Here is a 13157-nt window from a genome sequence, read left to right on the forward strand (position 1 = left end):
GGTCCATGGCTACCGACCACGCGACCGAGAGCACTCCGCCCCGCGAGACGACCGTCAAGAAATCGATCACCCTGCGCCGGTCCGTCGTCGAGGAGATCGAGGAGAGAGCAGGAGCCCGCGGGTTCTCCAATTTCATAGACGCCGCGGCGGAGCACTGGCTGGCCCTGCTGCGTGCGCGGGAGATCGTGGAGGAGCACGAGCACCGCGTCGGACCGCTGCCCAAGGAAGCCCTGGAAGAGGCGAGGCGGGCATGGCGAGGCGAGTGACCGGACGCGGTGGGGGTATGCCCGCAGGCCCCCAGTTCGTCCTGGATGCCCAGCCGCTGTCCCTGCTGGCGGACGACGATCCGCGGATGGCGGCACTGATCGAGGTCGCTCGGCGGGAGAGCTTCGCTCCGGCTGTCAGCACCGTGACGCTCGCGGAGGTGCGGCGCACCGGGAAGGCCGAGAGCAGACTGCGCTGGCTGAGATCGCGACTCGTCATCGTGCCCGCGACCGAGGAGATCGCTGATCTGGCGGCCGGACTACTGGAGAGCACCGGGCTGGACGGTCACGAGTGCGTTGTGGACGCGCTCGTCGTCGCGACGGCGAGCAGGGCCGCAGGACCTGTGAAAGTAGCCTCGTCGGACGGCTCTCATGTCCCCAAGCTCTGTGCGGCCGCCTCACTCGAGCGCGCGTCACCGGTGCAGTGGGTCCGCGTGTGACGCCGTTTCCTTCCCCCCTCCCTCCAGCCCGTTCCCCGGGGCCGTACCCCCGGCACAACCCGGTTGCCGGGCCGTGCCGGGGGTACGGCGCGGGGGACGGAACGGCGAGAACCTCCGAAGGAGGCCGTGGTGTCCTCACGCTACCCACCTCCACCTCCCCCGCCGCGGGACTGGGAGCCCTACTTCCCCGAGCCGGAACCCGAGCCCGGGCCGCAGTTCGGTCCGGGGCCCGAGCCGCCCGCGGAGCCGTTCCGGGACGGGCCGGGGACCGCCGCGCTGGTCCTCGGGCTGCTCGCCCTCCTGACCTTCTGGACGGTCGCCGGCGGCGCGGTGCTGGGGCTGTCGGCGCTGGTGCTCGGACTCGCCGGGCGCCGCCGGGACCGGCGCCACGGGGTGCCGGGCAGTGGTACGGCCCTCGCGGGGACCGTGCTGGGGTTCCTCGGTCTGGCGGGTGCCGTCCTCGTCCTCTCGGCGGCCACGGTGGCCGTGGAGTCGGGTGAGTTAGGCGCCCTGCGGGAGTGCCTGCGCGACTCCGGGGACGGCGCCGCGGTCGAGCGGTGCGTGACGGACTTCGGCGAAGGGCTGTGGCCCTGAGCCGCCGGGCGGCCCCGCCGCGCCGGGCGGCCGCTCAGCGGGCCGCCGCGCGGCGGCCGCCCTCCCCCGGCACCCTCGGCAGCACCAGCAGGATCAGCAGCCCGCAGCACAGCAGGATCACCGAGCCGGTGCGGAAGGCCAGCGCGTAGCCCGGGGCGAGGCCTCCCGGGGTGTCGCCGGTGATACGGGAGGCGGCGACGGTGGACAGCACCGCCAGGCCCAGCGAGCCGCCCATCGTGCGGGAGGTGTTCACCAGCGCCGAGACCACACCCGCGTCCCGGTGCGGCGCCCCGGTGGTGGCCAGGGCGGCGAGCGGGGTGGCCAGCAGCCCGACGCCGAACATCGCCGTCATCCCGGGCCCCAGGACCGTGCCCGCGTAACCGCCGTCGGCGGCCATGACCAGGCCGTACCAGAGGAAGCCGGAAGCACCCAGCGCCACCCCGGCCAGCGCGGTGCTCCGGGCGCCCGCCCAGGGCATCAGCCGGGGCGCCAGCATGGAGCCGGCGACGATGCTCAGCGAGTGCGGCAGGAAGCCCAGACCCGCCTGGAGGGGCGTGAAGCCCAGCACGTTCTGCATGTACAGGGACATGAAGTACCAGGAGGAGAACGTCGCCGCGCCGCAGACGAACATCGCGGTGTTCGCACCCGCGACCGACGGCAGCCGGAACAGCCGCAGCGGCATCAGCGGCGCCGCGGCCCGGGCCTCGACCGCGACGAACGCGGCGAGCAGCGCCAGCCCGCCCAGCAGCGGCACCAGGGCGGCCCGCTCGCCCCAGCCGGCCGCCTCCGTCTGGACGATCCCGTACGCCACCGTGCCGAGCCCGCCGGTGACCAGTACCGCACCGGGCACGTCCAGGCCGCGTCCGTCCCCGCCCGCCCGGTCCCTGACCAGGCCGAACGCCACCGCGGCCAGGACGAGCGCCCCGACGGGCACGTTGACCAGCAGCACCCACCGCCAGGACAGCGCGTCGGTGAGCACCCCGCCGACGAATCCGCCCGCCGCCCCGCCGCCGGCCCCCACCGCCGTCCAGGTGCCGATGGCCCGGTGCCGGGCCGGGCCCTCGGGGACGGAGGTGGTGAGCAGACTGAGCGTGGAAGGTGCCAGCACGGCGGCGCCCACGCCCTGCACGGCCCGCGCGGCGAGCAGTTGCCAGGGCTCCTGGGCGAGGCCGCCGGCGAGGCTGGCGGCGGTGAACAGGCCGAGCCCGGCCAGGAAGACGCGCTTGCGCCCGAAGAGGTCCCCGGCCCGCCCGCCGAGCAGCATGAACCCGGCGAAGGTCAGGGTGTAGGTGTTGACGACCCACTGCAGGCCGGGGCCGTCCATGCGCAGGTCGGCGCGGATGGAGGGCAGCGCGACATTGACGACGGAGACGTCGAGGACGACGAGGAACTGCCCGGCGCAGGCGGCGACGACGACCAGCCAGGGGGTACGGGCAGGGGGCCGTCGGGCGGCGTCCGTACCGGGCGGTCGGCGGGTGTCGGTCTCAACCGGGCGTTCGGCCATGCCGTCATGCTATGCGGGACCGAGGACACCGGACGGAACAGGAATCGGAAGGCGGGAATCCGAATCGCTCCCCGGCCGTGCGGCCGTTCCCGTGTGCGGCACACGGCGTGAATTCCCGGAATTCCGGCCACCGCGCCGCGTCGGTTTCCGCCACCGGGCCGGAGGGAGGTCCACCCGCTTCCCGGACCCGGCGGGAGCGGGCCGCCGCCCCGGCCCGGATTCCACAGAATGGCCAAAATGGCCGCGGACCACCGAATCCAAGGACACCCGGCCCGTCTCCCGCCCTCGCGGCGGACGTTTCGACGGTACGGGCCCGGGCACCCGGACGGCGTGAAATCCACTCCCGCGGAAGGGACTTCACAGACCTGGCACAGCGGTCCACAAGTCGAGCCGAAAGGACTCCACAGTGACTTCGTACTCCTCGCCCGGGCAGAGCCAGGGCCCCGGCGCCCCGGGAACCGCTCCGTACCGGGGCAACCCCCGCAACGGAATGGGGATAGCCGCCCTTGTCCTCGGAATCCTCGCCCTGGTGACGTTCTGGACGGTCCTCGGCGGAATCCTGCTGGGAGTGGCGGCGATCGTGTTCGGCATCATCGGTTACCGCCGCAAGAAGCGCGGCGAGGCGACCAACGGCGCGATGGCGCTCATCGGCGCGATCGCCGGCGCGCTCGGCCTGGTGGCCTCCGGCCTCATCCTGGCGGCGGGCGTCTCCATACTGAACTCCGAGGAGTTCGACAACTACCGGGACTGCATGGAGGCGGCCAACAGCACCTCCGAGGAGCGGCAGTGCGCCGAGGACTTCGGTGACGAGGCCAACCAGAACAACTGACCCCGGAACAACTGACCGGAGTCGCCGACCGGGGACGAGCCGGGGACGGGGCCGGGACACCGCGCGGTGTCCCCGGCCCCGTCCCCGGCTCGTCCCCGGCTGCGGCGGCCCCGTTCGGTCCCCGGCTCGCCGGACCGACTCCCCCGTCGGGGCCCGGTGAGCGGGCCCGGACGGAAGGCGTCGGCACGGCCGGTCACCGCGTCGGACCGCGGCCGGCTCTGCGGCCGTCCGTGCCGCCGTCCGTGGGTTTGCTGTCGCGCACGGTTACGGCAGCGGTTACGACAGCGGGTGGCGCCCTTCTCTTCCTTCGGTTTCCTTCGACTTCCTTCGGCTTCCTTCGGCTTCCTTCGCCTCTTCTTCCTCGCCCTCCTCGGCGGCGGTGAGGTACCGCGCGGCGCGCACGCTCGTCCCGGGCCGTCCGGTGCACCCTGCCCGGCCGCCCCGCGCGCGGCCGTGCCCGTGTGCCGCACCCGGTGGCCGGGTGCGGCACACGGGCACGGCCGCGCGCCCGGCGGGTCAGGTGCGGCCGGGGCCTCCGGAACCGAAGCCCCCGCTGCTGCCGGGACTCCAGGTGGGCCGCTCGTTCGGGTCGCAGGGGTGGGTGTCCTCGTGCTCCTGCAGCTCGTGGGGGTAGCGACGCCTGCCGTCGGTGGGGATCGGGTCGTCCTCCCGGACGCCGTCCTCGTAGCCGCGCGGGTGCTCCGGGCGCTCGGAGGGCGTGGAGATCCCCTCATCACCCCTCTTGAGCAGGCGCAGCCCGTACACCACGGCCAGGACCAGCCCGCCCGCGACGATGATTCCGGGAATCGCGGCGCCGAGCCCCTCCAGCGGCAGCTCCAGGGCGACGGGAAGCGCGTCGCCCGCTGCGTATGTGCCGTATGTACCGTTCATGCCTCTCGGGTACCCCCCTGTGCCCCGGTCACTCCGTCCCGGCCGCGGTCCTGCGGGCCTCCGCCGCCAGGACGGCGTCCCGGTAGGCGCGGGCCGCCGCCCGCAGGGCCGTCTCCGGGTCGGTGCCCTCGGCCTCGGCGCGGGCGGCCAGGGCCAGCAGTTCGTAGCCGACGCCCCGGTTCCCGTCCAGGACCGGGGCCAGGACCGCGCCGAGGCCCGCCGTACGGGCCCGGCCCGCCAGTTTCGCGGCCAGGGCCAGCGCGGGCTGGCCCAGCGGTATGCCCTCGGTCACCGAGGTGCGCCGCTTCTCGACCGCCTTGGTGCGCAGCCAGTGGGCCTTGACCTCCTCCGGGGTCTCGGCGGTGGCGTCACCGAAGACATGGGGGTGCCGGTGGATCAGCTTCGCCACGATCGTGCCCGCGACATCGTCGATCGAGAACGGCTCGTCGGGATCGTCCTCGGCGATCCGGGCGTGGAAGACCACCTGGAGCAGCACATCGCCCAGTTCCTCGCGCAGTTCCCCGCGGTCGCCCTCCTCGATGGCCTCAACCAGCTCGTACGCCTCCTCCAGGCCGTACTTGGCCAGCTCCCGGTGGGTGCGCGTCCCGCTCCAGGGGCACTCGGCGCGGATGCGGTCCATCACCCCCACCAGATCGAGCAGCCGGGCGCCGGGCAGGTCGTAGGAGCCGGGGAGCAGTTCCAGCTCCGGCAGCGCCGCGCGGCCGGAGCCGGCCAGCCGGGCGAGGCCGTCGGTCAGCTCCGGCTCACCATCGGCCCCGGCGATGACCGCCACCGTACGGCCGCCGCCGTCCCCGTCACCGTCCCCGTCGTCCCCACCGTCACCGTCGCCGCCGTCGCCGCCCGCGCAGAGGTCCGCCAGTTCACGGGCCGTGGGCGCGGCTGTCTCCACCGTCACCCCCGCCTGGCGGACGTACGGGAGCTGCGGGTGGTCCGGATCCGCGCACAGCACGCGGTCGGCGGTGCGCAGCGCCTGCCAGGCGGGCCAGGACAGCAGTCCGGGGGCGACCCGGTGGCTGGTGGTGAGCAGGACGACACGGCCGGCGGGCGGGGCCGGCCGGGAGGGCTCGGGGGGAGGGGACGCGGGGGAGGCCGGGGATGCTGTGGCGTTCACGCCTCGAACGTAACCGATGCCGGCCGCTCCCCGGCCGGAAGCGGCCCGTCCGCGAGCCCGTCCGCGAGCCCGTCCCCGCCCCCGGCGCCCGCCGCGACGGGGACGCCCAGCAGGCCGCCCAGCTCGGCGAGGTTGGCGCGGGTGGTCTCCCACAGCGACCACTGCCGCCCCAGGACGTCGGCCACCGCCGCGTCGTGGTCGTCCAGCAGGGCCGCCGCCCGCTCGGCCAGCCGTCCGCCCAGCTCCCGGTCGTGCACGGACACGCCCCACTCGGGGCGGCCGATGTCGGCCAGGAAGTACGCCAGCTTGGGATGGGAGATCAGGCTGAGGATCGGGGTGCCGCAGCCGAAGGGGATCATCCCGGCGTGGCCGCGCATGCCGATGACCAGCCGGGCCCGGCGGAAGCGGTCGTAGACCTCCGCGTTGGACAGGTCGTAGAGCGGCTCGACGGGCAGCGCGATGCCGTGCTCCCGGCGCAGGTCGTACACGAACCGCTCGTCGGCGGGCGCGTGGGGCGCGTACCGCACCTCGGCGCGCTTGCCGATCGCCCGCACCGCCTTGGCCATCTCGGCCAGGAAGTGGCCGTAGTCGTGGCCGAAGCGCAGGCCGGCGCGGTCGTAGGCGCAGTTGAGCAGCACGGTGTCGGTGCGCTCCGCCGCGTCGCGCCAGTCGGGGGCCAGCAGGCGCAGCACGGTGGTCGGGCAGGGCTGGTGGCGCACCTTCTCGCGCAGGGACGGCGGCAGCAGCTCGCGGACCCGCTCGACGGAGCCGTGGTTGCGCAGCCCGAAGAACACCGCCTTCTCGGCCAGCGCCCGCAGGCTCCCGGTGAACCGGGCGCGCCGGTAGACCTGCCCGTCGAAGACGTTGTAGCCCACCGCCAGGACCGCCAGCGGCACCTCGATCCGGGCCAGCGTCTCGTCCCGGACGTTCCACTGCCAGGCGCTGTTCCCGTTGGGCCAGGTGTCGGGCAGGAAGAGGCCGCCCCCGCCGACGACCAGGGCGCGCCGGGCGTTGACGCGCTCCAGCGCCACCTCGTCGAAGTGCCGGTGCACCGGCACCGGCAGCCAGCGGCGCGGCCCGGTGTCGGGCCCGAAGCACAGCCGTACGGCCTCGGGGAGCACCTTGTCGCCCGCGTTCTCCTGGCCGGAGGCGAACAGCGCCACATGGGCGAGCTGCTCGCCGTCGGGGACGTCCGGGACGGGCTCGGCCGGCAGCAGGGCCAGCTCGCGGCAGGTGCGGTTGACCGGTTCGCAGTCCAGTCCCCCGCGGGCGTGGGCGCGGGCCGCGTCCTCGTCGCCGCGCAGCCAGGCCAGCCGCGCCAGGCGGCTGAACGCCTTGGGCGCGACCTCGGGCGAGGCGGTGGCCAGCAGCAGATGCGTCTCCGCCTCGGCATAGCGGGACTCGGCCAGCAGGGCGCTGCCCAGCGTCTCGTGGAAGCGCGGCTGGTCGGCCTTGGGCGTCACCGACAGCAGCACCTCGACGGCCTCGGCGTAGCGGCCCTCGGCGGTGTGGTGGACGGCCAGCGTGCGGGCCAGGTCCACGGTGGTGCCGCGCTCGGCCAGCGGGCGGGCGAGATGGGTGAGGAGCTCGGGGTGCTTGGGGCCGGGCAGGGCACAGTAGGCGGTGCGGAAGTCGTCGTCGGACAGCTCGTGGCGGGCCCGGGCGCGTTCGGCGGGGCCGTACCCCTCGTCCCGCCCGGGGCCGGGGCCCCGCGCGGCGCCGTCGAACCGCAGGATCACGGTGTCCTCCGGCACGGGCGCGCCGTCGTACAGGCGGCGGACCAGGAAGTCGTGGCGGGCGGGGAGCGGGACGCACTCCAGGGTGCCGTCCGCCAGCCGGCCGGGGGTGTCCTCGGTGAGGTGCTCGCGCTGGACCACCAGCAGGCCCTCGCCGGTGTCCACCCGGCGGGGGCCGGACGGCAGCGGGAGCTGCGGCACCGCCGCCACACCGTGCCGGGCCCGCAGCAGTTCGCCGATGTCGCCCAGGACGACCATGTGCGGGCTGAGGGCGATCACGGTGTCGTGGCCGGTCGTCCGGAAGACCTCGGCGCGGAGGTCCCGGCCGGCCGGGACGGCGCGGTCGGTGATCCTCGGGTGCAGCCGGCGGGCGGCCGCCAGGGCGTCCTCGGGCAGCCCGGGGTGCAGCAGGAGGAAGTCCTCGCAGACCCGGGGGTTGGTCAGGGCCAGGCTGCGCAGCAGGGTCAGCAGCCCGGGGAGGGTGTCCTCGTCGGCGTGGCAGGCGAAGGCGATCCGGCGCCGGCCGGTCAGGGCGGCGCTGTCGCCCGGAGCGGGGGTGCCGCCCGGAGCGGGGGTGTGCGGTCGGGGCGCGGTCATCGAAGGCTGATCCTCGTCGGGGTGCGGTCCGTGGCGCGGGCCTCGACCCAGGCGCGTTCGGTGGGGCCGAGCCGGCCGGGGCCGGGCAGGTCGAAGCCGATCAGGTCGAGGACCGGGGCGGCGTCCAGGAAGTCCAGCAGCCGCAGCACCGAGAAGGCGGTGCTCGGGGCGGGGTGCTCGGCTCCCTCGCCGAGCAGGTCCGGGTCGGTCACCGGGCGGCGGAGCGTGTCGTCGCCGACCCGGCGCTGCGCGCCGGGCACCAGCCGCCGTACCGCCTGCCGCCACTGTCCGGCCGGGTCGCCCAGGACCAGCCGGATGTCCACCGGGTGGTCCAGGCGCGCGGTGGTGCGGTGGTTCAGGACGTGGATGTCGGTGCGCTCCCCGGCGCCGGGGGCGGGGTGGGGGAAGGCGTCACAGCGGACCACCAGGTCGTAGTCGTCGACTCCGGGGTCGGGCGGGTGCCCGGCGAGTTCCCGGGTGTTCGCCACCAGGCACACCGTCCGGCCCGCCACCGCGTTGCGCAGGTCCCACACCCCGACCGGCCCGGCGCCGCCGAGCAGCGGGTCGGGCATGCGGTCCCGTTCGGACAGCCGGCAGTACGTGGCGTACAGCGCGGCCAGCCGGCGTACGGCCGGGTCGGCGGCGCCGTGCTCGCGCAGCCGCCGCCCCACGCAGGCGGTGAAGACCGCGCGGACCTCGGCGGCGGGCCGTTCGTCCGCGACGGCCGCGGCCAGGGCGCGCGCCTCGGCGCAGTCGTCCGCCGGGAACAGCCGCAGCGCCCCGGTCAGACAGTCCCGCCGCTCGGTGAGCGTGGCCAGGTGCGCGGCGACCGTACGGGCGCCGGGGCCGGGCTCGCACAGCTCCAGATGCCGCTCGTACGCCTCGGCGGCCGCCGTCTCGCGGCCCAGGGCCTCCAGCGCGCGGGCCCGCAGCAGCTGGGCGCCCCGGGACCGGCGGCGGACGGCCAGCGCGGTGTCCGCCAGCCGCAGGGCCAGCCCGGCCCCGTTCCCGTCGGCCGCCGGATCCGCCGGATCCGTCCCCGGCCCCGTCTCCAGGGCGCGGTCACCGGCGCGCAGCAGGGCGTCGAAGGTCTCCCGGTCGGCCGCCGGGCCGGACCGTCCCGCCTGTGCGGCGTGGGCGGTGTACGCGGCGGCCAGGGCGCCGAGCGCGGCCACCAGCCGGGGGTGCCCGGGGCGGTCCGGTCCGGCGGTGTCCGCGGCCCCGGCGAGGGCGGCGAGCCGCCCGGCGCAGTCGTGGACGCACTCGGCGAGCGCGGCGCGCGCCGCGGCCTCACGCGCGGCGCCCGGTCCGGCCGGCCGGAGAATCTCCGTCCAGGCCCTGGCCCTCCTCGCGCCCTCGGGCCTCTTCGTCCCCTTCATCGCTCTCCACGGTTCGGCGGCAGGACGCCGAACTGTGCCCGAGCGCGATGCGGCACACGTGGCGCCCGGGTGCCCTCCGGGTGAACAGTGGGGGAAGCGTCGGCACGCCGGCGCCCGCCCGGCGGGCGGGCGTCAGGCGGGCGGGCGTCAGGCGGCCTGCTCGGGCTCGGGGTTCGTGAGCTCCCTGATCCACGGCCGGTCGGCCTCGGTCAGGCTGACCTGCTCGTCGTCCCACTTGCCGTAGCGCGGGTTGACGCTCACGTCCAGTTCCCTGGAGGCCTTCTCCAGCTCCGCCCGCAGCTCCTCCTGGCCCTGCGGGGTCTGCAGGTTCGCGCCCAGCTTCTCGGCCAGCCCCTGGACCAGGAGCTGGACGCGCAGCATCTCGTCGATCTCGTCCGGGGTGGCGGCCTGCTGCCGCAGCATCAGCGACTCCAGCCGCTCCGGACCGCCCACCTGGCGCGCGGCCAGCTCGCGGGCCTCCTGGATCTCCCCCCGGCTCACCGTCACCCCGGCGTCCCCGGCGGCCCGCTCCAGCACCTCCCGGAGGACCAGGCCGTTGAGGGTGCTCCGGGTGAGCTGACCGGTCTCCTTGATCAGGATGTCGGCCTGCTCGTGATCGCGCTGGGCGGCCCGTACGGCCTCGACCTTCGACTGGACCTGCGACATCGTGATCCGCTCACCGCCGACGACGGCCGCCGCGCCCGCGTGGGCTTCACCGCCGCACGCGGTCAGCAGCGGTGCCGCGACGAGCACCGCTGCCGCGGCGGAGAGGGAGAGCGAGGTCCTGCGGCGGAACATTGAGCCTCCTGAGAGCGGCGGTGGAGCGGACGGTGTGGACGGTGCTGGGGAACACCTGTGCAGGGCCGTCCCGGCGATGATCGATGCTAAGCAGTCCGCTCGGCTCCCACCACCGTTTCGGAGCACCGTTCGGCACCGTTTCGGCCAACGAGCCGGGCGGCGGTACGGTTCCGGGCCGCGCGGGCCGGACACCGACGGTTCACGCGGTACGGGTGGGCCGCGTCGGCCCGCCGTTGCCCGCCGTTACCGTTCCGTACACCCGGATGACCCAGAGTGGGGCGCCGTGTCCAACGAAACAGCCCTGCAGCCCCACGGGAACGGCACCGGCCCGGTCCCCCGGGGGAACGAGTCCCGGCGGCCCTCTCCCCCCGGCACGCCGGACGCCCTCTCCGAGGATCCGTCCGGCGGCCCCTCCACCGGCCCCTCCGACGTGTCCTCCGGACCCGCCCCCCGCCCGCCCCGGCCGGACCGGGAGCACCGGTACGACGTCGACCTGGCACGGCTGGTGTGCTCGGTCGCCGTGATGCTGGGGCACATAGGCGGCGTGTTCCTGACCGCGGTCGAGCGCGAGGAGGCCAACGGCCCCGCCGTGTACTGGACCGGGCACCTCATCGAGGCCGTCAACCCCTTCGCGGTGCCGGTGTTCTTCGCCATCGCCGGCTGGGCCGTGCTGGTCGGGGCGCCGCCCGCCGACGACCGCCGGATGTGGCGGCGGATCACGCGGAACGTGCTGCCGATGTTCGTCTGGACGGCCCTCTACCTGCTCTGGGGCCGGCTGTGGGGCACCAACGACGGGCCCGTGACCCGGCTGGCGCTGGACGCCGTCTTCGGCTCGGTCCGGCCCGCCTACCACCTGTGGTTCATGTACGCCTACATCCCGCTCATCATCGCGCTGGCCTTCGCGGTGCTGCTCCGGGCCGGGAAGCGGCCGTGGGGCCTGGGCGCCGTGCTGCTGGTGTGCGCGGCCGCGCCCTCCCTCCTGGCCGACCTGGAACGGTGGACCGGCTGGGACCTGCCGCACTTCGGCTGGGGCTTCGGCGTCTACCAGCTGATGTACGCGCTGGGCGGCGCGCTGCTGTTCGCCCTCCCGGCGCACGCCGTGGCCGGACGGCGCCTGCTGTGGACGGTGCCGCTGCTGCTGACGGCGGCCGGGGTGCTCTGGTACCACACCCAGGTCCACTACGTGATCCCGAACGCGCACCCGCTGGTCGCCGTGATGACCGGAGCCCTGCTCATGACGCTCGTCCGGGTGCGGGTGCCCGAGCGGTGGCGGCCGCTGCTGGGGCGGCTGTCCGGGGCGGCGCTGGGCGCCTACCTGGTGCACGTGATGGTGATCTCGGCGATCGTCGAGCCCCTGGTCGCCCCGGAGCTGTCCGGCGCGGTCACGGGCCCGCTGTCCGTCCTCCTGCTGGCCGCGACGGTCGCGGTGTCGTTCGGTGCCAGCCTGCTGTGGGGGCGGCTGGGACTGCGCAGGTACCTGGGCTAGGTGTACCGCCCAGTGCGGCGGGGACGGGCCGGGGCCGTGGACCGGCCCGTCCCCGCCGCCGCTCTCAGCTCCCGCGGTTCGCGCGGGCGCGGGCCGCGGTGGCCCGCTTCACCCGGCGCGCGGCGCGCAGCGCGGTGCCGCTGCCCGGCAGCCGGCGCACCAGGCCGGGCGTGAGACCGCCGGGGAGGCCGAGGGCCGTCAGCCGGCGCCGTTTGAAGTAGCGCGCGGTGTCCTCGCCCGGGTGGGCGGTCAGCCACTCCTCGGCCTCGGCCCGCAGACCGGGGTACCGCTCGGCCTGCATGCAGTACCCGACGGCCCGCACCAGCGGCCCGATCCGCCGTACCGCCGCCGCGGAGTCGGTGACCACCTCGCCCCGGCGCTCCGTCTCCAGGTCCGGCACGAGGGCGTCGACGACGGTCACCGGGACGCGGTTGCTGTTCTGGTACGGCGTCAGCCGGTCCAGCAGCGGCTCGGTGCCCACCCGGGCGACGGGCACCCCGTACAGGGCGGCGGCGGTGAGCATGGCCGTGGAGAAGCAGCCCACCACCAGCCGGGGGCGGCAGCGCCGGAACACCGTCTCGGCCAGCATGGGCCGGTCCAGGACGGTCAGCCGCACCCCGGCGTCCGCGGCGGCCTTGTCCAGCGTCCTCGAATAGCTCACGGGGGCCGTGGGGTGCGGCTTGAACAGCACGGACCGGTGCCCGGCCGCGGCGGCGCCGCGCAGCATCCGCTCGTGCAGCGCCTCCTCCTCGGCCACGGTGAGGATGCCCAGCGCCGCCAGGTACTGGCCCAGCAGCACGGCGGTGGGCGCGTTCTCCGTGCCCGCGGCCGGCACGGCGTCCGGCCCGTCCTCCGGCCCGGATTCGTCGAGTCCGTCCAGGACCGCCCGGAACACCTCGTTCGGCACCAGCTCGGCCGGCACCCCGTACTCGGTCAGCAGCAGCGGCCGCAGACCGGGCACCAGGTCGAGGTGGAGCAGGCGCCGGATGCGGCAGGCGGTCGTCTGCGGCAGCTTCTCGCGGGTGGGGCCGTAGCTCATCAGGCCGTCGGCGTAGACGTGGACGGACGCGCTCGCGAACACCGCGGCCAGCGCCTTCGCCGGGCTGACGTGCACCGACTCCACCACCAGGTCGACCGGTCCGTCGCCCAGCTCCCAGCTCGACCGGAACAGCCGCTCCCACAGCGGGGCGTCGTCGGCCGCCGGGGTCCAGGCGCCGGGGTGGTGGGGGCGGATCGTGTCGTTCCAGTCCACCACCCGGTCGAAACGGGCCGCGATCCGGTGCCAGCCCCGCATCCCGTCCAGCCGGGAGGCGGTCTCGGGCACCTCGGCGTTGTTGGAGACCAGCAGCACGCGCAGCGCCCGGTGCCGGGGCCCGAACAGGCCCGCGTCCAGGGCGGCGGCCAGGGTGGCGGCGCCGTAGAGCGTGGAGACCTCGAAGAGCTGGACGGGGGTGCGCCCGCCGGTCGCGACGCCGGAGGTGCCGGGCGTGTCGGTGGTGTCCGGCATG

General features: G+C 75.5%; 12 protein-coding genes. 5 read left to right on the forward strand and 7 right to left on the reverse strand.

The window, feature by feature from the left end; genetic code table 11:
* Positions 1-5 precede the first annotated feature (5 nt).
* The 3 genes from CUT44_RS22190 (at position 6) to CUT44_RS22200 (ending at position 1297) form a co-directional block, all read left to right on the forward strand.
* Complete coding sequence (locus CUT44_RS22190; protein ID WP_100203688.1) at positions 6-266, forward strand: hypothetical protein; 261 nt, start codon at positions 6-8, stop codon at positions 264-266.
* A 17-nt stretch (positions 267-283) separates the two neighbouring features.
* A complete protein-coding gene (locus CUT44_RS22195; protein WP_199185797.1) occupies positions 284-703 on the forward strand; it encodes a type II toxin-antitoxin system VapC family toxin in 420 nt (139 codons plus the stop codon).
* A gap of 129 nt (positions 704-832) precedes the next feature.
* Positions 833-1297: a DUF4190 domain-containing protein gene (locus tag CUT44_RS22200; protein WP_100203690.1), complete on the forward strand. Its 465-nt coding sequence runs from the start codon at positions 833-835 to the stop codon at positions 1295-1297.
* Between the two features lie 34 nt (positions 1298-1331).
* Here the strand turns inward: CUT44_RS22200 and CUT44_RS22205 are convergent, their stop codons facing one another.
* Positions 1332-2801, reverse strand: a complete 1470-nt coding sequence (locus CUT44_RS22205) for an MFS transporter (protein ID WP_100203691.1) — start codon at positions 2799-2801, stop codon at positions 1332-1334.
* Between the two features lie 406 nt (positions 2802-3207).
* On the opposite strand from CUT44_RS22205, the gene CUT44_RS22210 reads away from it, so the two are divergent.
* Entirely contained in the window at positions 3208-3630 is a 423-nt protein-coding gene (locus CUT44_RS22210; protein ID WP_146252280.1) for a DUF4190 domain-containing protein, read from the forward strand.
* 516 nt (positions 3631-4146) lie between these two features.
* On the opposite strand, the gene CUT44_RS22215 is transcribed toward CUT44_RS22210, so the two are convergent.
* From CUT44_RS22215 to CUT44_RS22235, 5 genes are all read right to left on the reverse strand, one after another.
* Positions 4147-4521, reverse strand: coding sequence for a DUF6479 family protein (locus CUT44_RS22215; RefSeq protein WP_100203693.1), 375 nt, complete (start codon positions 4519-4521; stop codon positions 4147-4149).
* A gap of 28 nt (positions 4522-4549) precedes the next feature.
* Positions 4550-5653 (reverse strand): MazG family protein, encoded by a 1104-nt coding sequence (locus CUT44_RS22220; protein WP_100203694.1) that lies wholly within the window; start codon positions 5651-5653, stop codon positions 4550-4552.
* Positions 5650-7986, reverse strand: coding sequence for a polysaccharide pyruvyl transferase family protein (locus tag CUT44_RS22225; RefSeq protein ID WP_100203695.1), 2337 nt, complete (start codon positions 7984-7986; stop codon positions 5650-5652). Before CUT44_RS22225 ends, CUT44_RS22220 begins: the two co-directional genes overlap by 4 nt.
* Positions 7983-9365 carry a hypothetical protein gene (locus CUT44_RS34915; RefSeq protein ID WP_100203696.1) on the reverse strand — a complete coding sequence of 461 codons (1383 nt, stop codon included), beginning with the start codon at positions 9363-9365 and terminating at the stop codon, positions 7983-7985. Before CUT44_RS34915 ends, CUT44_RS22225 begins: the two co-directional genes overlap by 4 nt.
* 147 nt (positions 9366-9512) lie before the next feature.
* Positions 9513-10163, reverse strand: coding sequence for a SurA N-terminal domain-containing protein (locus tag CUT44_RS22235; protein WP_100203697.1), 651 nt, complete (start codon positions 10161-10163; stop codon positions 9513-9515).
* A gap of 283 nt (positions 10164-10446) precedes the next feature.
* Here CUT44_RS22235 and CUT44_RS22240 point away from each other — a divergent pair, with 283 nt between their 5' ends.
* Entirely contained in the window at positions 10447-11649 is a 1203-nt protein-coding gene (locus tag CUT44_RS22240; RefSeq protein WP_332888282.1) for an acyltransferase, read from the forward strand.
* 64 nt (positions 11650-11713) lie between these two features.
* Here CUT44_RS22240 and CUT44_RS22245 read toward each other — a convergent pair whose 3' ends face one another.
* On the reverse strand, positions 11714-13156 hold the full coding sequence (locus CUT44_RS22245; protein WP_233221564.1) for an alpha-2,8-polysialyltransferase family protein: 1443 nt from the start codon (positions 13154-13156) through the stop codon (positions 11714-11716).
* Position 13157 lies beyond the last annotated feature (1 nt).

The organism is Streptomyces carminius (genome assembly GCF_002794255.1).
GTDB classification, from domain to species: Bacteria; Actinomycetota; Actinomycetes; order Streptomycetales; family Streptomycetaceae; genus Streptomyces; species Streptomyces carminius.